The following is a 20,476-nucleotide window of genomic DNA, read 5'->3' as shown; positions in this document are numbered from 1 at the left end:
AATTGAATCGGTGGGGTGAACTTTAGTGGAAGAAAAAAAGCAACAAAATGTAACGATAAAAGGGACAAAAGACGGGATAACGCTTCATTTAGATGACTGCTGTTCATTCTCTGAATTACTGAAAGAATTGGACGAAAAACTATCTACACATTACTATGATGGCGATGGGCGTTCTTTAATTGAAGTGCATGTGAAAGTGGGAAATCGTTATTTAACAGAAGTCCACCAAGAAGAGCTTCGTACGTTAATTCGTAATAAAAAGAATCTTGTTGTGGATTCAATTGAAAGTGATGTTATAACTAAATCGGAAGCAATAGCATGGAAAGAAGAAACAGAGATTGTCCCTATTTCCAAAATTGTTCGCTCTGGACAAGTTTTACATGTAAAAGGAAATTTATTGTTAATTGGAGATGTTAATCCAGGCGGAACGGTTATCGCTGGGGGGAATATTTTTGTCGTAGGATCATTAAGAGGGATTGCACATGCTGGGTATTATGGGGATTCAGAGGCTGTAATTGCTGCATCTGTTATGAACCCGATGCAACTTCGAATTAGTGATGTGGCAATGCGGGCTCCGGAAGAGAAAGAAGACGGAGCGGAGACGGCAGAATGTGCGTATATTAATGAGGACAATCACATTGTTGTCGATCGCCTGCAACTTCTCACTCATCTTAGACCTAATTTAACAAAGTTAGAAAGGGGAATTGTATAGCTGTGGGAGAGGCAATAGTAATTACATCTGGAAAGGGCGGAGTAGGTAAAACTACAACGTCTGCGAACATTGGTACAGCCCTAGCCTTATCTGGAAAGAAAGTGTGCTTAATTGACACAGATATTGGTCTTCGAAATTTAGACGTAGTAATGGGGCTGGAAAATCGTATTGTATTTGATCTTGTTGATGTCGTTGAAGGGCGTTGTCGTTTACCTCAGGCTCTTATTAAAGATAAACGTTTTGATGATCTTTATTTATTACCTGCAGCACAAACGAGTGATAAATCAGCGGTAACACCTGAACAAATGGATGAATTAATACAAGTATTACGTCAAGATTATGATTACATATTAATTGATTGTCCTGCGGGGATTGAGCAGGGATTTAAAAATGCGGTAGCTGGTGCGGATAAAGCAATCGTTGTTACGACGCCAGAAGTATCCTCAATGCGTGATGCAGATCGTATTATTGGGCTTTTAGAAAAAGAGGATATTGAACCACCGAAACTTGTTATTAACCGTGTGCGTAGTCATATGCTTCATGAACAGGATATGTTAGATGTTGATGAAATCGTACGTACATTATCAATCGAGCTTCTTGGTGTTGTTGAAGACGATGATGAAGTTATTCGTGCTACAAATACAGGTGAACCTGTAGCGTTGCAACCTAGTGGAAAAGCAGCGTTAGCTTATCGTAATATTGCAAGACGCTTGTTGGGTGAGAATGTACCATTACAAGCATTTGAACAAGAAAAGGTATCGGTATTTACAAAGATGAAAAACTTCTTTGGCATCCGTTAAGAGCACTTCGCACATATGCGAAGTGCTTTCTTTTTTTCTTCATACGAATATCTTTCTTTCCTAGCTCATACATATGTACAAACTGTATACAACTGTTTCTATTTAAATAAGGTTAGCGAAAGAAGGGAGACAGTATGAAGAATAGAAGTGTAGAAGAAATTAAAAAGCGGATTGCGAAAAGGAAGGCAGAGCAAGAAAGAATGGAGGAAGAGCAGTATTTTGCCGGGGGGAATTTTGATAGTGAAGGGGTATTTATTGAAGAGGGAGAAAAGGAAATTCATCCTTTGTTTCGAAAGGAAGTCTTTTTCTTCAAAGTTTTATTATCAGCAATCTTAGTTCTTTCAATTGCTATTTTGTATAAGAATGCGCCTTCTTCTTTCGATGGTGCTAAAGCTGTTACAGAAAAAGTGATGAAAGAGGAGTTTCAGTTTGCTACTGTAGCGAAATGGTATGAAAAACAGTTTGGAAAACCTCTCGTCTTCTATTCGCCTAACGAGAAAAAGGAAGGGACTATTCAGCAAAAAGACTATGCAATTCCTGCTTCAGGAAAGGTAATGCAAGGATTTCAAAAAAATGGCCAAGGTGTATTTGTCCAAACGGCTACAAATGCAACAGTTGAGTCAGTAAATGAAGGATTAGTTGTTTTTGCGGGTAAGAAAGAAGAACTTGGAAATACAGTTCAAATTCAACATGCAGATGGCACGGAGTCGTGGTATGCAAATTTAAATGATATGTCAGTAAAGTTATATGATTACGTTTCAAAGAAACAAAAAATTGGAACGGTGAGTAATGATGCGAATAATAAAAATGGGAAATTTTATTTCGCAATAAAAAAGAATGAAAAATTTGTTGATCCGATTCAGGTGATTTCATTTGATTAAATATAAGGAAGTTTTAACGAAAATTTCAGTGCATCCGTTGTTTTGGGTTATTATAGTTATTGGTATTTTTACGGCGCGTTTTAAAGAGTTACTATTGTTGTTTTGTATCGTACTTATTCATGAACTCGGTCACGCTTTTGCAGCAGCGCATTATAATTGGCGTATTAAAAAAATTCAACTGTTACCGTTTGGTGGTGTGGCTGAGCTTGAGGAACATGGAAATAAATCATTGAAAGAGGAACTTGTTGTCGTAATTGCAGGACCTATTCAACATATTTGGATGATGCTAGTAGGGTATATATTGTTTGAGATTGGCTGGCTGAATGCGGAATTATATTATTTTTTTATGTGGAATAATATAATTATTTTAGCCTTTAATTTACTCCCTATTTGGCCACTTGATGGCGGGAAAGTGTTGTTTAATGTATTATCATATCGTTTTCCTTATTTACAAGCACATGAAAAAATGATGCAATTGTCATGTGTTTTTTTTAGTGTCATATTAGGGTGGCAGTTACTTTGGAATAGTAACAATATTATGATGTGGGTACTACTCATATTTTTAGCAATATCGTTATATCAAGAATGGAAGCAAAGACGTTATGCGTTTATGCGCTTTTTATTAGAGCGTTATTACGGAAATAAAAGAGGGATTGAAAAGATTGCACCTATAGAGGTGCAATCAGAAGATCGTTTATATACGATTTTCACCAAATTTCGTAGAGGATATAAGCATTCTATTATCGTCCATGGAGAATATAAAGAGCATTACACATTGGATGAAAATGAATTACTCTATGCGTATTTTACTGAAAAACGAACAACTTCATCTGTTGAAGAATTAATCGGTTAGTGTTGACGATAGCACTAACCTTTTATTATTGTAAAAACAAAGAAGATTATAAAGTGAGGAAAGAAATTTGAAAACCTTATACATGAACTATGCTGGATCGGAAAAGCGCGTTGCAATTGAAGAGAAGAACAAAATTGTTGAATTTTTATGGAAACGTAATGAAGAACAAGAGATTGTTGGGTATATTTACGTTGGACGTATCGTAAGAACAATTGCTGGAATGAATGCAGCATTTGTAAACATCGGTTTAGAAAAACATGCGTACCTTTCATATGATGATGTACCGTCTTCTTATCGTATACATGAAGGACAAGCAGTACTCGTACAAGTTGTGAAAGAGGCAATTGATACGAAAGGACCGAAATTAACAGCGAATATAGAATTTACCGGGAAATATGTCGTTTATATGCCATATGATGAAATGCGCGCTGTTTCTCGGAAAATAAAAAACAATAAAAGAAGACAGCAGTTACTCGAAATTGAAGTAGAAGGGACAGGAGGGTATATTTTCCGCTCCGCTTCTGAAAAAGGAGAAATTGAAGAAATACAAACTGAAATGCAAAGGTTACAGCAGTTATATGAAGAGTTAAAAAGAAAAGAGGGCCAAGGAAAGGCACCGCTATTACTTCATCGACCAGCGACTTTTTTAGATCGTGTATTTCAAGAGAATCCAATTGAAACAATCGAAAAAATAGTTGTAGATACAAGAAGTGTAGTAAAAGAATTAGAAGACAAGGTCGGAAAAGAAAAAGTATCTTTTTATAATGAAAAATCTTCGATGTTTAATCATTTCGGAATAGAGCGAGAAATTGAAAAAGCACTTCAAAAAATTGTGTGGCTCCAAAACGGTGCTTATTTGATTGTGGAACAAATGGAGACGATGACTGTAATAGATGTGAATACGGGGAAGTTTACCGGAAAACAAAATTTACAAGATACAGTACTTCGTACAAATGAAATGGCCGCTGACGAAATCGCTCGCCAATTAAGACTTCGTGATATTGGTGGAATGATATTAATCGACTTTATTAATATGAAAAAACGAGAAGATAAAGAAAAGGTAAGAGAAGGTCTCATAGCTGCTATGCAAAATGATCGCACTTATACAAGAGTACTTGGGTTTACTGAGTTAGGGATTTTGGAGATGACACGTAAACGTAAAAAACATTCTTTACGTGACGTATTGCTAGAAGAGTGTGTACCGTGTAAGGCGACGGGGTATGTAATGTCGTATGAAACGATTGCTTATGAGTTAGAGCGAGAACTCATTACATATGGCAATATAGAGGATGAAGCAGTATTAATTGCTGCACCTCAAGATCTGCAAAAACAATTTTTACAAAAAGAATTACAAAAAAATATTCCATTTGAAATTTATTTCAAAGATGATACTATCGAAAAGTACGCTATTATAAGATTTGGAAGTAAAAAAGAAATTGTAGAACGGAAAAAATAGTTAGCAGAACATTTATTGACAACCGTCTATGATTCATGATAACATCTTTATGTTATAGTTTATAGCACCTAAACGGCTATATGCTACAACCGCACAAGACAGGTTCCCTAAAGGCATTTATGTCTACCTCGTTTTTGGCGAGTCTTAGTAATTAAGAGGAGGTGCAAGTATGTACGCAATTATCGAAACAGGTGGAAAACAAATTAAAGTTGAAGCTGGTCAAGCAATCTACATTGAAAAATTAGATGTTGAAGCTGGTGAAACTGTTACTTTTGACAAAGTTCTTTTCGTTGGTGGCGAAAACGTTAAAGTTGGTAGCCCAGTTGTAGAAGGCGCAACAGTGACTGCTAAAGTTGAAAAACAAGGTCGCGCTAAGAAAATCATCGTTTTCAAATACAAAGCGAAAAAGAACAATCGTAAGAAACAAGGTCATCGTCAACCTTACACTAAGCTAGTTGTTGAAGCTATCAACGCTTAATTCAGGTTAACATGATTAAAATTACGATAAGTCGCACGAAATTAGGAAGTATCCAATCATTTAAAATGACTGGACATGCCGAGTATGCGCCACATGGACAAGACCTTGTCTGTGCTGGAACTACAGCGGTTGTGTTTGGTTCTATAAATGCAGTGGAAGAGCTTTGTAATGTGCAGGCAACTATTGAACTCGGAAGTGATGGTGGATTCTTAACTTATGAATTGCCTAATGATTTAGACGTTCATGCAGCAGAAAAAGCTCAAACGCTTTTAGAAGGATTAGTTGTTTCGCTAAAGACGATCGAACTTGATTACGGAAAGTATATCCGTTTAATAGAAAAAGTGCAGGAGGTGTAACGTATGTTAAGATTAGATCTTCAGTTTTTCGCATCTAAGAAAGGTGTAGGTAGTACAAAGAACGGTCGTGACTCTCAGTCAAAACGTCTTGGTGCTAAACGCGCAGATGGTCAAACGGTTTCAGGTGGTTCAATTCTTTACCGTCAACGCGGTACAAAAATTTATCCAGGTGTTAACGTTGGTCGTGGTGGCGATGACACTTTATACGCGAAAGTTGACGGCGTAGTACGCTTCGAGCGTCTTGGCCGTGACCGCAAACAAGTGAGCGTATATCCTGTTGCTCAAGAAGCATAAGAACTCACGGAAAACTCTAACCTGAGTGCAGGTTAGAGTTTTTCTATATTAAGGGGTATCTAAATGAATGAAAAATGGACAATTATAGATGCGTTGCGTCATTCAAGACATGATTGGCTCAATCGTATGCAGATGGTTAAAGGAAACCTTTCTCTTGGAAAAGTGGAAGAGATTCATCGGCTCATCGATCGTTTTGTCCAAGAAGCGAGACAAGAATCCAATCTGATGGGGTTATCAATGCCTTTATTTTCAGAGTGGATTTTAACATATAATTGGAAACAGCAGCCGTGCTTATTGGAGTACGAAGTATTAGGAGAATTACATAACTTATCTCACTTAGATGAGACTGTATGTACATGGGCGAATCAATTCTTCTCAATGCTTCAGCATAGTTTAGACGTATATGTTGAAAATTATGTTTGTATCACAATTGAATGTGACGCGGAGAATGCTCGTTTCTTTTTTGATTTTCGTGGTAAGCTAACGAGTGTAGAAGAACTACAGAATTGGCTTGCGAACCAAAACAATAAATGGTATTCCATTTCTTATACAGTACGAGACGAAGAAGTCTCAGTTATATTACAACCAATCGAAAAAAGTGTGGTGAAATAATGTTTGTAGATCAGGTCAAGATATATGTAAAAGGCGGCGACGGTGGTAACGGAATGGTTGCGTATCGTCGTGAGAAGTATGTTCCAAAAGGTGGCCCAGCAGGTGGCGACGGTGGTAAAGGCGCAGATGTTGTTTTCGTTGTTGAGGAAGGCTTACGTACATTAATGGACTTCCGCTACCAACGTCATTTCAAAGCTGATCGTGGTCAGCACGGAATGAGTAAAGGTCAGCACGGACGTAAATCTGAAGATTTAATCGTAAAGGTTCCACCAGGAACAATAGTAAAAGATGAAAAAACAGGTCAAATTCTTGCCGATTTAGTAACGCATGAACAAACAGCTGTAATTGCAAGAGGTGGCCGAGGTGGCCGTGGTAACTCGCGTTTCGCAACAGCTACGAATCCAGCACCTGAAATCGCTGAGAACGGAGAACCAGGTCAAGAACGTGATGTCATTCTAGAACTTAAAGTGCTAGCAGACGTTGGACTTGTTGGATTCCCAAGTGTAGGTAAATCTACATTATTATCTGTTGTATCATCAGCGCGTCCGAAAATTGCAGAGTATCACTTTACAACAATCGTTCCTAATCTTGGTGTTGTTGAAACTGGTGATAACCGCAGCTTCGTTATGGCTGACCTTCCTGGACTAATTGAAGGCGCACATGCTGGCGTCGGACTTGGACACCAATTCTTACGTCATATCGAACGTACACGTGTAATTGTACATGTTATTGATATGTCTGGTTTAGAAGGCCGTGAGCCATATGAAGATTATGTCACAATTAATAATGAATTAAAAGAATATAATATGCGTTTAACAGAGCGTCCACAAGTTGTTGTAGCAAACAAAATGGATATGCCGGATGCAGAAGAAAACTTACAAGCATTTAAAGAGAAAGTGGGAGACGAAGTAAAAATCTTCCCAATCTCAGCTGTAACGAAACAAGGTGTTCGTGATTTACTATTTGAAGTAGCGAACTTATTAGAAACAACACCAGAATTCCCAATGTACGATGTTGTTGAAGAGTCTGAAGCAAGTGTAATGTATAAATTTGATGCTGAAAGTCTTAAATTTGAAATTACACGTGAAAGTGACGGCACGTTTGTTATTTCTGGTTATGATATCGAGAAGACATTCAAAATGACTGACTTCTCACGTGATGAATCTATACGTCGTTTCGCTCGCCAAATGCGCGGAATGGGTATTGATGAAGCGCTTCGTGCACGTGGTGCAAAAGACGGAGATATTGTAAAAATTCTTGAATATGAATTTGAATTTATCGATTAAGACTGCCAAAGTATGGCGGTCTTTTTTTTATTCTGCTATTTGCAAGTAGTAAGATTCCCGCCTCAAAATTCAGCTGAAGCAAAGAAGTTAGGTGTGAATCAGGCTGCTAGTTAAAAATTACGAAGATAGGAAAAAATCCCCACTAATTAAATTTTCAATTTATAATAGAAAAAGAAGTAATTTTAGAAGAATATTTATGGGGAGAAAGAGAACATGTATAAAATATTAATTGTAGAAGACGATGAGAAAATTGCGGGAATATTAGAGGAGCATTTAGAAAGGTATGGCTATCAATCATTTAGAGCAATTGATTTACGTCATATAAAAGATGAATTCGTAAAAGTGAATCCACATCTCGTATTACTGGATATCAATTTACCATATTTTGATGGTTTCTATTGGTGTCGTCAAATCCGCACTGTATCGAATGCGCCGATTATTTTTGTTTCTGCAAGAACAGGGGAAATGGATCAAGTAATGGCAATTGAAAATGGCGGAGATGATTACATTACAAAGCCATTCCATTTAGATATTGTCATGGCTAAGGTGAAAAGTGCACTTCGACGTGGGTATGGTGAGTATGCTTCTGCGGCAGAAAGTGATTGTTTAGGTGTGAATGGACTTTTGTTATTCCCGTCCCAACACGTTGTTGAGTGGAAAGGGCAACAAACAGAGCTGACAAAAAATGAATTTTACTTATTAGAGTGTTTAATGAAACAAGCGAATCAATATGTAACGCGTGAAGAATTGTTAGAAGCTCTATGGGATGAAGTAGCTTTTGTTGATGATAATACACTGACTGTGAATGTAAAGCGCGTAAGGAAGAAACTAGAGGAGCTAGGTATTAAAAATGCGATTGTAACGAAACGTGGATACGGTTATGCGCTTCTTACAGAGTGGAGTGAAGGGCATGCAGGTTAAAAGTTACCTCATAGACCGCTTTGCTTTACTTCTTTCTTATGTTGTAAGTCTTTGTTTATTTGGACTCGTATTGCAGTTGCAAAGTCTTTTAGAAAAAAGATCAATTGATTGGAGTACGTGGTTATACGGACTTTTATTAGGGACAGTTGTGTTTACTGTATACCTCATTTACGATTACCGAAAAAGAAGTGTTTTTTTAAAGAGAATCGAAAAATATGTTGCTGATGGAAATACATTACATGATTCTTTACTTATTGATACTTCGTATACGACAGAACAAGAGATGATCGTTGAATCTTTTACGCTATTAAGACAGCAATATATGAATGAAGTTCATAAACAGCATGCGAAAGAGCAACAGCAAATGATATTTATGAACCAATGGATTCATCAAATGAAGACACCAGTATCTGTTATTGAGTTACTATTACAGAAGTTTGGTAAAGAGCATCGTGAAGCGAGAGCAACAGTTGAAAGTATTCGTGAAGAAAATAACCGTATACTAAATGGTTTAGATTTAGCGTTACATATGGCAAGGTTAGAGCAATTTGCGAAAGATTATAAAGTAGAAGTAGTAAATGTGATAGATATTATTCGAGGTATTATTAATGAAAATCGAAAGTCTTTCATTCAATCGTCTGTATTTCCGAAAGTAATGTTTGAAGAAGATACTTGTATGGTTGCATCTGATAGAAAATGGCTTAGTATTGCTATAGGGCAAATTGTTGTAAATGCAATTAAGTATACGAGAATTTCAGAAGCAGAGAAAAAGGAAATTCAATTTCAAATTGAAGAGAAAGATCAAAAGGTGTTATTACATATTAAAGACAATGGAATCGGTATTCCGGAGCAAGATGTAAAGCGTATATTTGATCCGTTCTTTACGGGGATAAATGGCCGTAAAACGAGAGAAGCGACTGGAATGGGTTTATATATTACGAAGGAAATTTGTGATAATTTACATCACGGTATTTATGTGCAATCGGCTGAAGGGGAAGGGACAACATTTACGTTCCAATTTGCAAAAGATGAAGAATATCATACATTAATGAGAAAAATGACAAAACTGTAAGATAACAAAACGTTTTGTAAGGGAAATCACTCGTTTCTTTTTCTTATTTTTCTTATAGTAAATGTAAGAAGAAAACACATAGGGGGATTAGAAATGAGTGTTCTTGAAGTAAAAGGATTAACGAAGGTGTATCAATCAAAAGGTTCAGTAGCGACGACTGCTTTAAATGATATAAATTTTAAAATAGAAGAAGGCGAATTTGTAGGGATTATGGGTCCTTCAGGAAGCGGAAAAACAACGCTTTTAAATTTATTAGCAACAATTGATAAGCAAACTTCAGGTCATGTGCTTGTAAATGGCGAAGAAATTAATCAAATGCGTGCTGCAAAATTAGCGGAGTTTCGCCGTACACATTTAGGATTCATTTTCCAAGATTTTAACTTACTTGATACGCTATCGATTAAAGAAAATATCATTTTACCACTTGTAATGGCGAAGAAATCTGTAAATGAAATCGATGCAAAAGTGCTTGAGATTGCAAAGTTTTTAAATATCGAAGGCATTTTAAATAAAAAAGTATATGAAGTATCAGGCGGCCAACAACAACGTGCAGCAGCTGCGAGAGCGATTATTCATGAACCGACGTTAATCTTAGCGGATGAGCCAACTGGAAACTTAGATTCTAAGTCGGCAAAATCATTAATGAGCGCGTTGCAAGATTTGCATGAACAAAAGAAAGTAACAATTGCAATGGTAACGCATGATCCAGTAGCGGCGAGTTATTGCGAACGTATTCTTTTCATACGTGATGGAGAGATTTTCTCAGAAATACATAAGGGAAGAACGAAACAAGCCTTTTTCCAAGAAATTTTGGACGTACTTGCGATGCTAGGAGGAGAATATCATGAACTTTCGCCAGCTCGCGCTTAATAACGTAAAAGGAAATTGGCGTAATTATAAAGCGTTTCTTATTAGCAGTTGTTTATCGATTGTCGTATTTTTCATGTATGCTTCCTTCATTTATCATCCAGATGTCGTAAGCGGTAATATTAGTATGAGGGAGATGATTTCAAAAGGGTTAGAATCGATGAATTATATTGTAGTCATCTTCTCAGCACTTTTTATTTTATATGCAAATTCAACATTTTTAAGAGCAAGGAAAAAAGAGTTTGGTCTATTAACATTAATAGGCGGAACAAAATCACAACTTGGCCGAATGATTATATTAGAACAGCTTATGTTAGGTAGTATTGCAATTGTAGTAGGTATTGGACTTGGTATGCTTTGTTCAAAATTATTCTTCCAAGCATTAAGCGTAATATTGAAAATAGATAAAACACTTCCACTCGTATGGAATAGTAAAGCGGTTTTGATTACAGCGGGTGTATACTTAATTCTATTTTTAATTCTATCATTGTTTAGCGTTTGGACAGTAGGACGCTTGCAAATTATTGATTTATTAAGAGAAGCAAGAAAACAGAAAGTAGAACCTTTTGCGTTTACATGGTTATGCGTAGTTGGTATAGGATGTATTATTGTTGCATATGTACTTAGCTTCCAAGTAACATTTATGAATTTTGTCATCCTGTTTTTACCGATTGTAGGGCTGACGATAGGCGGAACTTATTTACTATTTACACAAGGTAGTACAGTCGTATTAAAGGCATTACAAAAACGAAAAAAATCTTTTTATACATATCCAAATATGTTCGTACTTAGCAATCTTATTTATAAAATGAAAGATAATGCCCGTTTTCTATTTGTAATTTCTATCATTACGGCGGTTGTATCTTCAGCAGTTGGTACGCTGTACGTATTTTTTGAGGATATGAGTTATAAGGCAGTAACTAGTACCCCGCATGCTATTTCTTATGAGGAAAAGGGAATCCATATGCATAATGTCATAAAAGAGGGAAAAACAAAAGAATTAATAAAAAAACACGGATTTGAAGAAGCGCGAGAAGTAACGTACGTAAAACTTCCTGGAACGCAAAAAATCACAATGTTTAACAGTGAACATGAGATGCCAATGGCGATTGTTTCAGAAAAAGAATATAACGCTGAAGTACGTAAACAAAAGAGAGAGCAAGTTAGAGAAGTTCATAATGCACCAGGTAGTGCAACGATGGTCATAATGGATATGGCGAATGATATGATGAAGATAGATCGTACGAAACCGTATGAAATTAAAATTAACGGACAAAAGCAATCTGTTCAATTAAATGAGCCAACTTCATTTTCTGTTTTTAATGATAGTGAATATCTCATTGTGAATGATCAAGATTTTGAGAAATACGCAAAGCTTGTACCAGATGAAGAAAAGACGAAATATTACGGTTATTATATAGAAGACTGGAAAAGTACGGAAGACCTTGTGTTAGATTTGAAAAAGGAGATTGCACCAGATAAGCAAGAGGAGTTAAATAACTCGGTGCTCGCTTATAAAAATATAAGGGAATCAGGAGCAATTACAATGTTCATCGGTTTCTTCGTAGCGGTACTATTCTTCTTCTTCGCTTGTAGTATGACATACTTTAAATGGTTTAACGATAAAGAACAAGATCGTATTCAATTTAAATCGTTAAAGAGAATCGGTATGACAGATAAAGAAATTCGTAAAATTGCAATTCGTCAAATGGGCGTTATCTTCTTTATCCCAATTTTAATCGGTGCCATTCATAGTGGGTTTGCTCTTCATACGTTAGGGAAAATGCTTTATATTGATTTATGGAAATCAGGTGCGATTGTAATTGGAACATACGTTATAGCTTCTGCGATTTACTTTATGATTGCACAAAGAGGATATTTGAAACACGTGCAAAGCTAGAGAAACCTCTAGCTTTTTGCTTATGTAGTAAGTTATAGGGGGACGATAGATGAACATTCGGCAACTAGCGCTGCAAAATATAAAAGGAAATTGGCGTAATTATAAAGTGTTTTTCTTAAGCAGTTGTTTTGCGATATTTGCGTCTTTTGCATACATGTCTGTCATTGTACATCCGTATATGCAGGAGACGATGTGGTATCAAAACGTACGCTGGGGACTTATTATATGTAATGTTATAGTCATTTCTTTTTTCGTCATATTTATTTTGTACTCTACTTCTATTTTCATAGAGGCACGTAAGAAAGAATTAGGGTTATATATGTTAATGGGAGCGACGAAGTCTAACGTAATAGGAGTGATAATGACCGAGCAAATATTAATCGGGATTTTCGCGAATATTTTCGGGGTTGGGCTTGGTATGATCTTTTTGAAACTCTTTTTTATGGTATTTAGTATGTTACTGGGCCTTCCGAAAGAACTCCCTGTCATATTTGATGTGAGAGCAATTGGGGTAACGTTTGTTACATATATGGTCGTTTTTATTGTCTTATCTTTTATAAGTGCTTTACGCATATGGAATATAAAAATCATTCGGTTATTGAAAGAATTTCGAACAGATAAAAAAGAGAAGAAAACATCAATGTGGCTTTGTATATTCGGTTTTATTTGTTTAGGTATAGGATATGCGTTAGCGTTACAAGCGACGATGCCAACGATAGCATTCTATTTTTTTCCTGTGTCTATACTTGTCTTTTTCGGAACTTATTTTTCTTTTACACACGGAACTGCTCAAATATTAGAAATAATAAAACGAAATAAAAAGATTATGTATACATATCCGTATTTATTTATAGTAAACCAATTGTCACATCGAATGAAAGAAAATGGTCGCTTTTTCTTTCTGATGTCTATGGCAACGACGTTTGTAGTTACGGCAACAGGTACGGTGTTCTTATATTTTTCTAGCATGCAAGATATGTGGCGAACTGGAGGGGTACACTCGTTTTCATACATAGAAAAAGGTATTTCTACTCATGAAGTCTTTGAGGAAGGTGCGGTTGAAAAATTACTGAATCAATACGGGTATGATGATTTTCAATATATGAGTTTTGTTGGAGTGTATGCATCCTTTCGGTCTAATAAAGGAGAAACAACAATAGCACCGCTTATAAAGGAAAGTGAATATAACCAAGAAGCGAGGAAACAAAAAAAGAAAATGTATCGTCCTAAAAAAGGTACAGTGACACTCGTTTATTATAATAAATACAATAATTCGAATGTATATAATCAAAAAGAGATTCAATTGCAAGTAATGAGTCAACCATATTCATTCGTATTTAACGGTCAGAAAGAAGGGGTTCAATTTAACTATCACCCTTCGTACATTAATGGTCTGTTCTTCGTTATGAATGATGAAGATTTTGACAGTATAGCAAATCAGGTTCTCGATTCTGAAAAAATGATATATAGAGGCTACACATTACCAAATATCGAAAAGACGAAGAAATTAAATGAAGATTTACGGAAACATATGAAACAAGATAATAATAATGCGTTTCGAAGTAATATGGAGTTATATGTAAATATGAAAGAAGGCGGCGATATTACTCTATTTGTAGGCTCATTCATTAGTATATTATTCTTTCTTACTTCATGTAGTATCGTATATTTTAAATGGTTTCATAATATTGCATCGGACCGAAAGCATTATGGTGCACTCTCTAAACTTGGAATGACGAAGGAAGAAGTATGGGAAATTTCTCGCTGGCAATTATGTATGCTATTTTTTGCGCCAATTATAGTAGGGAGTATGCATAGTGCAGTTGCGTTATATACGTTTCATAATACTTTCTTTATGGATGGATCATTAGGAAAAGTAGGCTTGTTTATTCTGTATTATATCGCTGCATGCATCGTTTATTTCTTCTTCGCTCAAAGAGAATATAAGAAACATTTAGACTAGCGGATGCTAGTCTTTTTTTAATATTCGAAATTTACATAGAAGAATATAAAAAAGTATGGTATAACAGTAAGAAAACGAAAAAGAGGGGAAAAGACGATGATTCGAGTAGGATATTTAGGACCAGAAGCAACATTTACAAATATGGCGGTGAGTCGTTTTTTTCCGGAAGCAGAGCATGTACCGTATCGAACGATTCCGGATTGTATAGATGCAGCCGCAAATGAAAGTGTAGATTTCGCAGTCGTACCGTTAGAAAACGCAATAGAAGGTTCAGTAAATATAACGGTCGATTACCTTGTGCATGAGCGACCACTTTCTATTGTAGGAGAAATTACAGTACCAATTCAGCAACATTTACTCGTACATCCGCAGTATGCAGAAGTGTGGGGAGAAGTATATGCAGTGCATTCACATCCGCATGCTATCGCACAATGTCATAAGTTTTTAAATGAAGAATTAAAAGGGGTAACTGTTCGAGACATGACATCAACAAGTGCTGCTGCACAATATGTGAAAGAACATCCTGAAGAAAAAATCGCTGCCATTGCAAATGAAGCAGCCGCAGAAAAATACGGATTAACAATTGTAAGACGTGACATTCATACGCATAAAAACAATCATACACGCTTCCTAGTGCTCCATAAGAAAAAGAAAGTAATACTCTCAAATAACGGAGAAAACCGCGGGGAGAAAACGACGCTTATGATAACGTTACCTGCAGATTATGCAGGGGCACTATATCAAGTGTTATCAGCTTTTGCATGGAGAAAATTAAATTTATCAAAAATCGAATCGCGCCCGATGAAAACAGGACTCGGAAATTACTTTTTCTTAATCGATGTCGATAAAGCATACGATGACGTATTATTGCCAGGCGTAACGATGGAACTTGAAGCGCTCGGTTTTTCTGTTACTGTGCTGGGGAGCTATTCTTCTTATTGGTTGTAAAGGGTAAGGGAGAGTATTTGTCGTATTTTGTAGTTAAATCGATATAATTTCAGTCGATAATATACCGTCTGATAGATAAATAAAATCCCACCATTTATAGGTGGGATTCTTTACTTTAACTTAGCAAGACGATCCTCTAACTGACCACGCCAAATATTGGCTAGTTCAGGAACAGCAAGAATCTTTTCAATGCCATCTTTATCTTTTCTATTATGAAAATAAATTTCGTTAGAAAACAAAACAGATACATTGTTTGATGGACGTTTTAGCAATGTGATTTTAGAATCTTTACGTACAGTACCTTCTTGAAGAACGCGGCATAGGTAGCCAGTAAATCCAGTTGCTACAATGCGCGGCAGTATGCCAGGAATACCGAGGCGTTTTGAAATAGTGCTACAAGGTACTCTTGCTTGTGTCACTTGAATGATTGCTTCACCAAGCTGATATGTATCTCCGATGCAAACATCACGCTCTAACATATTTGTTACGGTAATGTTTTCGCCAAATGTGGAAGCTGGAAGCGTAGTTTGAAATTCCTCTTCCCATAGTGCGTAATGCTCGTGTGGGTACACACAAACAGCGCGATCAGGACCGCCGTGATGTTTTAAATCCGCTACGTCATCACCACGAAATCCGTCTTTTGAGAGAAAGGCCTCTTCTGTAGGATCTTTACATATACCTGTTATCATTTCTTTATCTTCGCCATATTTCATTTGTTTCGGTTTACCAGTACTAAAGTGAACGAGTTCAATTCCCATATTCGATCTCCTTTACGATTGATTACAATATTATAGCATTAAAAAAGCACAGAGAATTATAAAAACTCTGTGCTTTACATTAATAAACGAGAAATCCTGCTTTATCTAAAGCCTCGCAAGCAGCGTCTAATTTTTCTTTAGAATCTGCTTCAATTGTATGTAAGTGAATACCATCTGTTAGTTGCGAAAGATAGGAAGCATTTGTATTTTCGATTTTTTGTAAATATTGCTCTACATCAAATCGATTACTTACCATAATTGATGCTGTTAAGTCGCCGTATACAGGGTGCTCAACTTTTACGTCTTTAATCGTAACGCCATGATCAACAAGCATTGTAAGTTCTTGACGTACTTCTGCTGGTTTATGTTGGCATACAATCACGCGTTCAAAAGCCTGTTGCTTCTCCTGTGGTTTTAAATATAAATAGCCTTGAGCAGTTGCGATAATTGGCTCGTTTCTTGCTTTTAGTAAGGAGATATCTTGCACAATAACTTGTCTACTTACGTTTGTCTTCTTAGATAGTTCGTTTCCAGATAACGGTTCATTTGCAGCAAGCAGCCACTGAAGGATAAGTTGTCGTCTTTCTTCACCTAAAATTTTTTTTTGTTCATTTTGTTTCATTATGATTTAACACCTCTATAAAATTGATTTCCAATTGTGTGTAGTGCATGAATAGTAGTATCAATTTGTTCTTTCGTTGTTTGTTGTCCGAAAGAGAAGCGGACATATTGTTTAGCCTCTTCATACGTTCTTCCAATTGCAAGCATTGTTTTCGAAGGTTCTTGTTTACCAACTTGGCAAGCACTTCCGGTCGAGATGGCAATACCGCGGCGGTTGCATTCTAGCATTGTATATTGACCTTCTATTCCTTTTATTGTAACCCCAATAATATGTGGTAAACAAGAAGTAGAATGACCTTCTACTTCAATTTCTAGCGGAAGTGTTTGTAATTCCTCTAAAAAGTAGGATCGTAACTCTTTAAAACGTAAACTTTCTACCTGTTGATTTTTCAATATATTTTCAGCAGCTGTTAAAAAAGATGCGATGCCAGGAACGTTCACTGTGCCTGGGCGAAATCCTTTTTCGTGAGAAGTTCCCGGGAATATTTGTGCCCAGCGAACTTGCGGATTTATATAGCAAGCGCCGACACCTTTTGGACCGTATATTTTGTGTGCTGAAACAGAAAGACTATCAATTCCCATCTCAAAAACATGGATAGGCAGTTTACCAAACGTTTGCACACAATCCGTATGAAATAAAATATTATATGTTTTTAAAAGGGCCCCAATTTCTGCTATGTTTTGAACAGTCCCAATTTCAGAGTTACCATGCTGTATACTTGCTAGCACAGTATCTTCTGTAATAGCTGCCTCTAAATCTACTAAACAAATGAGTCCGCTTTTATCAACAGGAATTTCAGTGATCGTATAGCCTTTTGATTTTAGAGATTGAAAATAACTTCGAATGGATGCATGTTCCATAGGTGTCGTAATAATATGCTTCTTATTTCGGGCACTTAGAAGTGATTGAATCGCAAGATAGTTCGATTCCGATCCACAGCTTGTGAAAAATACTCCTTGTTCTTTGCCTCCAATCATTTCCGCAAATGTTTTTCGGCAAACTTGTAATAAAGAAGAAGCCGTTCCTCCAATATCATGTAAACTTTGTTCATTTCCGAAGTATTGCGAAGCTGCTTTCATATATGTTTGTAACGCTTCCCCGCTCATAGGTGTAGTAGCTGCATAGTCAAGATATATCATCATGTAAGTTCCTCTCTCTAGTAAGAGTTACATTTCTTTTACTTTTTAAATGGTAGTAGTGAAAATAAGAATTATAAAAAAACTCTTGTCATTATTTTAAAACTATGTAAATATAGGTGTCAAGACAGTTGAAAAGTGTAAAGTAGGAGGCAACAATTATGCCAAGTGCAGATGTCTTAATTATTGGAAGTGGCGTTGCGGCACTTCGTGTTGCAAAAGAGATTTGTCACGAAAAGAATGTGATTATTATCACAAAGGAGACGAAACGTAATAATAATACACATTTAGCTCAAGGTGGAATTGCCGCAGCGGTAGCGGCATATGACAATCCTAATGATCATTTTGAAGATACGTTAGTAGCAGGGTGTCATTATAACAATGAAGAAGTGGTCCGTTATTTAGTCGAGGAAGGACCGAAAGAAATTAATAACCTTATTGAAAGAGGAATGAAATTTGATGGAGATGAAACAGGTCCTCATCTTGGAAAAGAAGGGGCGCATCGAAAACGTCGTATTTTACATGCAGGTGGCGATGCAACAGGAAAGAATTTATTAGAGCATCTTATTCAAGAAGTAGCTCCATACGTTACGGTAGTGGAACAGGAAATGGTGCTCGATTTTATTATAGAAAAAGATAAATGTGTTGGGGCTTTAACTCGCAACAATAAAGGAGAACTGAAACGTTACAATGCAGATTATACGGTGTTAGCTTCAGGCGGTATTGGCGGTTTATACGCCTTTACTTCTAATGATGAGACAATTACAAGCGATGGACTTGCAATGGTGTACCGCGCAGGTGGGGAACTTGTAGATTTAGAGTTTATACAATTTCATCCGACGATGTTATACGCGGGTGGGCGTTGTTCCGGTCTCGTGTCCGAAGCTGTTCGCGGAGAAGGAGCTGTCCTTATAAATGGAAAAGGACAGCGTTTTATGATGGAGATACATCCTGAACAGGATCTAGCCCCGCGTGATGTAGTGGCTAGGGCTATTCATGAACAGCTACTTGCGGGTGAAAAAGTGTACTTAAACATCGAAATGATTCAAAACTTTGAACAACGCTTTCCGACCGTGTCATCGATATGTAAAACAAATGGAGTCGATATAAATAAAAAACTTATTCCGATCGTGCCCGGTACTCATTTTCACATGGGCGGCGTGAAAACGAACTGTGATGGAGAGACGTCTATTCTGAACTTATACGCAGTCGGTGAAGTAGCTTGTAACGGGGTTCATGGTGCAAATAGATTAGCGAGTAATTCATTATTAGAAGGTCTTGTGTTTGGAAAAAGAATCGGACGACACATTTTATCTAGAGAGACAAAAGAAAAGGTGAACATGCTAGCCGAAAAGGAAGCAAAGTTTATCGTTCTGAATCATTTACCGACGAAAGAAGAAATACAAAAATGCATGATGAAATATGTTGGGATTGTGCGAACAGAGCACAGTTTATCTTATGCGAAGAGATGGCTTAGTAAGTATGGTGTTCGAAATATGATATTACAACATGATGTTCTTACGAATGAAGAGATAACGCTTATTAATATGTTAACGGTTTGTGAGCTTATAGTTGTGTCAGCCTTGCAAAGAGAAGAAAGTATTGGCGGGCATTACCGGAGTGATTATCCAGATAGAAATATAGGAAAGAAAGAGATTGTTCGAGTAAAGAGAAAACTACAAATTGTGTGATGAGGGGAAGAGGGGCTTTATGAACACGATAAAAGTTAAAGAAGCATTAAATCGATTTTTTTTAGAAGATATAGGGGAAAGAGATGTAACATCTCAGCTTATTTTTCCAGATAACTTGCTTTCGAAAGGAGCGTTTCTTGCGAAGGATACAGGGGTCTTTGCAGGACGTTTAGTAATTGAATCAGGATTTAAATTAATTGATGAGAGAATTGAAGTAGAGCTTCATAAAAAAGATGGGGATCTTGTAGAAAAAGGCGAAATCATTGCAACTGTGCAAGGTCCAATTGCCTCGTTATTAACAGCAGAGCGCGTTATATTAAACGTTATTCAGCGTATGAGTGGGATAGCCACGATGACACGTAAAGCGGTTCTTGCGTTAGATAGTAGTCATACTCGCATTTGTGATACGCGAAAAACGATGCCTGGGCTACGTATGTTTGATAAATATGCAGTCGTGTGCGGAGGTGGATTTAACCACCGCTTCGGTTTATATGACGGTGTCATGATTAAAGACAATCATATTGCGTTTGCTGGTTCTATTACAAAAGCTATTACATCGGTGAAAGAAAAATTAGGACATATGGTGAAAGTAGAAGTGGAAACAGAAACGGAGGAGCAAGTGAGAGAGGCAGTAGCAGCCGGTGCGGATATTATTATGTTTGATAACCGTACGCCAGATGAAATTCGAGAGTTTTCAAAGATTGTGCCAAGCGCCATTGTTACGGAAGCGTCAGGTGGCATTACAGTTGAAGATTTATCGAAATATGGAAAAACAGGGGTAGATTATATTTCACTTGGATTGTTAACACATTCAGTGAAAGCACTTGATATTAGTTTCAATATTGAAGCGTAAGGAAAGTGGCTTAGAGG

21 protein-coding genes and 1 other annotated feature are annotated in these 20,476 nt (G+C 36.7%); of the genes, 18 read left to right on the top strand and 3 right to left on the bottom strand.

What is annotated here, in order from left to right; all coding sequences use genetic code 11:
• The first annotated feature begins 25 nt into the window (after window positions 1–25).
• The 16 genes from minC (at window position 26) to pheA (ending at window position 15,399) form a co-directional block, all read left to right on the top strand.
• Window positions 26–712, top strand: a complete 687-nt coding sequence (minC, locus tag ACUN26_RS18870) for a septum site-determining protein MinC (protein ID WP_000391516.1) — start codon at window positions 26–28, stop codon at window positions 710–712.
• Between the two features lie 2 nt (window positions 713–714).
• Complete coding sequence (gene minD / locus ACUN26_RS18865; protein WP_000503310.1) at window positions 715–1,512, top strand: septum site-determining protein MinD; 798 nt, start codon at window positions 715–717, stop codon at window positions 1,510–1,512.
• Window positions 1,513–1,646: 134 nt separating this feature from the next.
• Window positions 1,647–2,393 carry a stage IV sporulation protein SpoIVFA gene (gene spoIVFA, locus ACUN26_RS18860; protein ID WP_000797540.1) on the top strand — a complete coding sequence of 249 codons (747 nt, stop codon included), beginning with the start codon at window positions 1,647–1,649 and terminating at the stop codon, window positions 2,391–2,393.
• The gene (spoIVFB, locus tag ACUN26_RS18855; protein ID WP_000598976.1) at window positions 2,386–3,246 is read left to right on the top strand and encodes a stage IV sporulation intramembrane metalloprotease SpoIVFB; all 861 of its coding nucleotides are present in this window, start codon (window positions 2,386–2,388) and stop codon (window positions 3,244–3,246) included. The genes spoIVFA and spoIVFB overlap by 8 nt, the downstream gene beginning before the upstream one ends.
• 67 nt (window positions 3,247–3,313) lie before the next feature.
• Window positions 3,314–4,702, top strand: coding sequence for an Rne/Rng family ribonuclease (locus tag ACUN26_RS18850; protein WP_000855448.1), 1,389 nt, complete (start codon window positions 3,314–3,316; stop codon window positions 4,700–4,702).
• 77 nt (window positions 4,703–4,779) lie between these two features.
• Window positions 4,780–4,857: a sequence feature (ribosomal protein L21 leader region), on the top strand.
• Between the two features lie 14 nt (window positions 4,858–4,871).
• The gene (gene rplU, locus ACUN26_RS18845; protein WP_000270907.1) at window positions 4,872–5,180 is read left to right on the top strand and encodes a 50S ribosomal protein L21; all 309 of its coding nucleotides are present in this window, start codon (window positions 4,872–4,874) and stop codon (window positions 5,178–5,180) included.
• Between the two features lie 11 nt (window positions 5,181–5,191).
• Window positions 5,192–5,536 carry a ribosomal-processing cysteine protease Prp gene (locus tag ACUN26_RS18840; RefSeq protein WP_002093232.1) on the top strand — a complete coding sequence of 115 codons (345 nt, stop codon included), beginning with the start codon at window positions 5,192–5,194 and terminating at the stop codon, window positions 5,534–5,536.
• A 3-nt stretch (window positions 5,537–5,539) separates the two neighbouring features.
• Window positions 5,540–5,830: a 50S ribosomal protein L27 gene (gene rpmA / locus ACUN26_RS18835; protein ID WP_000944957.1), complete on the top strand. Its 291-nt coding sequence runs from the start codon at window positions 5,540–5,542 to the stop codon at window positions 5,828–5,830.
• Between the two features lie 63 nt (window positions 5,831–5,893).
• Window positions 5,894–6,442 carry a sporulation initiation phosphotransferase B gene (locus ACUN26_RS18830; RefSeq protein WP_001003572.1) on the top strand — a complete coding sequence of 183 codons (549 nt, stop codon included), beginning with the start codon at window positions 5,894–5,896 and terminating at the stop codon, window positions 6,440–6,442.
• Window positions 6,442–7,728: a GTPase ObgE gene (obgE, locus tag ACUN26_RS18825; protein ID WP_000497121.1), complete on the top strand. Its 1,287-nt coding sequence runs from the start codon at window positions 6,442–6,444 to the stop codon at window positions 7,726–7,728. The genes ACUN26_RS18830 and obgE overlap by 1 nt, the downstream gene beginning before the upstream one ends.
• A 213-nt stretch (window positions 7,729–7,941) precedes the next feature.
• Window positions 7,942–8,649, top strand: a complete 708-nt coding sequence (locus ACUN26_RS18820) for a response regulator transcription factor (protein WP_000276706.1) — start codon at window positions 7,942–7,944, stop codon at window positions 8,647–8,649.
• Window positions 8,639–9,721 carry a HAMP domain-containing histidine kinase gene (locus ACUN26_RS18815; RefSeq protein ID WP_001197402.1) on the top strand — a complete coding sequence of 361 codons (1,083 nt, stop codon included), beginning with the start codon at window positions 8,639–8,641 and terminating at the stop codon, window positions 9,719–9,721. Before ACUN26_RS18820 ends, ACUN26_RS18815 begins: the two co-directional genes overlap by 11 nt.
• Before the next feature lie 93 nt (window positions 9,722–9,814).
• The gene (locus ACUN26_RS18810; protein ID WP_000114533.1) at window positions 9,815–10,591 is read left to right on the top strand and encodes an ABC transporter ATP-binding protein; all 777 of its coding nucleotides are present in this window, start codon (window positions 9,815–9,817) and stop codon (window positions 10,589–10,591) included.
• Complete coding sequence (locus ACUN26_RS18805; protein ID WP_001011404.1) at window positions 10,566–12,488, top strand: ABC transporter permease; 1,923 nt, start codon at window positions 10,566–10,568, stop codon at window positions 12,486–12,488. The genes ACUN26_RS18810 and ACUN26_RS18805 overlap by 26 nt, the downstream gene beginning before the upstream one ends.
• 49 nt (window positions 12,489–12,537) lie before the next feature.
• Window positions 12,538–14,451: an ABC transporter permease gene (locus ACUN26_RS18800; protein ID WP_001026357.1), complete on the top strand. Its 1,914-nt coding sequence runs from the start codon at window positions 12,538–12,540 to the stop codon at window positions 14,449–14,451.
• 96 nt (window positions 14,452–14,547) lie between these two features.
• On the top strand, window positions 14,548–15,399 hold the full coding sequence (gene pheA / locus ACUN26_RS18795) for a prephenate dehydratase (protein WP_000621713.1): 852 nt from the start codon (window positions 14,548–14,550) through the stop codon (window positions 15,397–15,399).
• A gap of 110 nt (window positions 15,400–15,509) precedes the next feature.
• Here the strand turns inward: pheA and ACUN26_RS18790 are convergent, their stop codons facing one another.
• From ACUN26_RS18790 to ACUN26_RS18780, 3 genes are all read right to left on the bottom strand, one after another.
• Window positions 15,510–16,157, bottom strand: coding sequence for an MOSC domain-containing protein (locus ACUN26_RS18790; protein ID WP_000510705.1), 648 nt, complete (start codon window positions 16,155–16,157; stop codon window positions 15,510–15,512).
• Between the two features lie 79 nt (window positions 16,158–16,236).
• Window positions 16,237–16,779: a transcription repressor NadR gene (locus tag ACUN26_RS18785; RefSeq protein WP_000812272.1), complete on the bottom strand. Its 543-nt coding sequence runs from the start codon at window positions 16,777–16,779 to the stop codon at window positions 16,237–16,239.
• Window positions 16,779–17,921 carry an IscS subfamily cysteine desulfurase gene (locus ACUN26_RS18780; RefSeq protein ID WP_000973784.1) on the bottom strand — a complete coding sequence of 381 codons (1,143 nt, stop codon included), beginning with the start codon at window positions 17,919–17,921 and terminating at the stop codon, window positions 16,779–16,781. Before ACUN26_RS18780 ends, ACUN26_RS18785 begins: the two co-directional genes overlap by 1 nt.
• Before the next feature lie 155 nt (window positions 17,922–18,076).
• Between ACUN26_RS18780 and nadB the strand changes: the two genes are divergently transcribed.
• Together nadB and nadC are read left to right on the top strand one after the other, a co-directional pair.
• On the top strand, window positions 18,077–19,606 hold the full coding sequence (nadB, locus tag ACUN26_RS18775; RefSeq protein WP_445540884.1) for an L-aspartate oxidase: 1,530 nt from the start codon (window positions 18,077–18,079) through the stop codon (window positions 19,604–19,606).
• A gap of 19 nt (window positions 19,607–19,625) precedes the next feature.
• Window positions 19,626–20,459, top strand: coding sequence for a carboxylating nicotinate-nucleotide diphosphorylase (gene nadC, locus ACUN26_RS18770; RefSeq protein WP_001092204.1), 834 nt, complete (start codon window positions 19,626–19,628; stop codon window positions 20,457–20,459).
• The last annotated feature ends 17 nt before the right edge of the window (window positions 20,460–20,476 follow it).

Source organism: Bacillus sp. WC2503 (assembly GCF_052682895.1).
This window is presented reverse-complemented; position numbering and strand designations above follow the sequence as displayed.

Coding starts and splice junctions, on each gene's coding strand:
- spoIVFA (WP_000797540.1), top strand. CDS start 1,647: ATGAAGAATAGAAGTGTAGAAGAAATTAAAAAGCGGATTGCGAAAAGG.
- rplU (WP_000270907.1), top strand. CDS start 4,872: ATGTACGCAATTATCGAAACAGGTGGAAAACAAATTAAAGTTGAAGCT.
- ACUN26_RS18840 (WP_002093232.1), top strand. CDS start 5,192: ATGATTAAAATTACGATAAGTCGCACGAAATTAGGAAGTATCCAATCA.
- rpmA (WP_000944957.1), top strand. CDS start 5,540: ATGTTAAGATTAGATCTTCAGTTTTTCGCATCTAAGAAAGGTGTAGGT.
- ACUN26_RS18830 (WP_001003572.1), top strand. CDS start 5,894: ATGAATGAAAAATGGACAATTATAGATGCGTTGCGTCATTCAAGACAT.
- obgE (WP_000497121.1), top strand. CDS start 6,442: ATGTTTGTAGATCAGGTCAAGATATATGTAAAAGGCGGCGACGGTGGT.
- ACUN26_RS18820 (WP_000276706.1), top strand. CDS start 7,942: ATGTATAAAATATTAATTGTAGAAGACGATGAGAAAATTGCGGGAATA.
- ACUN26_RS18815 (WP_001197402.1), top strand. CDS start 8,639: ATGCAGGTTAAAAGTTACCTCATAGACCGCTTTGCTTTACTTCTTTCT.
- ACUN26_RS18810 (WP_000114533.1), top strand. CDS start 9,815: ATGAGTGTTCTTGAAGTAAAAGGATTAACGAAGGTGTATCAATCAAAA.
- ACUN26_RS18805 (WP_001011404.1), top strand. CDS start 10,566: ATGAACTTTCGCCAGCTCGCGCTTAATAACGTAAAAGGAAATTGGCGT.
- ACUN26_RS18800 (WP_001026357.1), top strand. CDS start 12,538: ATGAACATTCGGCAACTAGCGCTGCAAAATATAAAAGGAAATTGGCGT.
- pheA (WP_000621713.1), top strand. CDS start 14,548: ATGATTCGAGTAGGATATTTAGGACCAGAAGCAACATTTACAAATATG.
- ACUN26_RS18790 (WP_000510705.1), bottom strand. CDS start 16,157: ATGGGAATTGAACTCGTTCACTTTAGTACTGGTAAACCGAAACAAATG.
- ACUN26_RS18785 (WP_000812272.1), bottom strand. CDS start 16,779: ATGAAACAAAATGAACAAAAAAAAATTTTAGGTGAAGAAAGACGACAA.
- ACUN26_RS18780 (WP_000973784.1), bottom strand. CDS start 17,921: ATGATGATATATCTTGACTATGCAGCTACTACACCTATGAGCGGGGAA.
- nadB (WP_445540884.1), top strand. CDS start 18,077: ATGCCAAGTGCAGATGTCTTAATTATTGGAAGTGGCGTTGCGGCACTT.
- nadC (WP_001092204.1), top strand. CDS start 19,626: ATGAACACGATAAAAGTTAAAGAAGCATTAAATCGATTTTTTTTAGAA.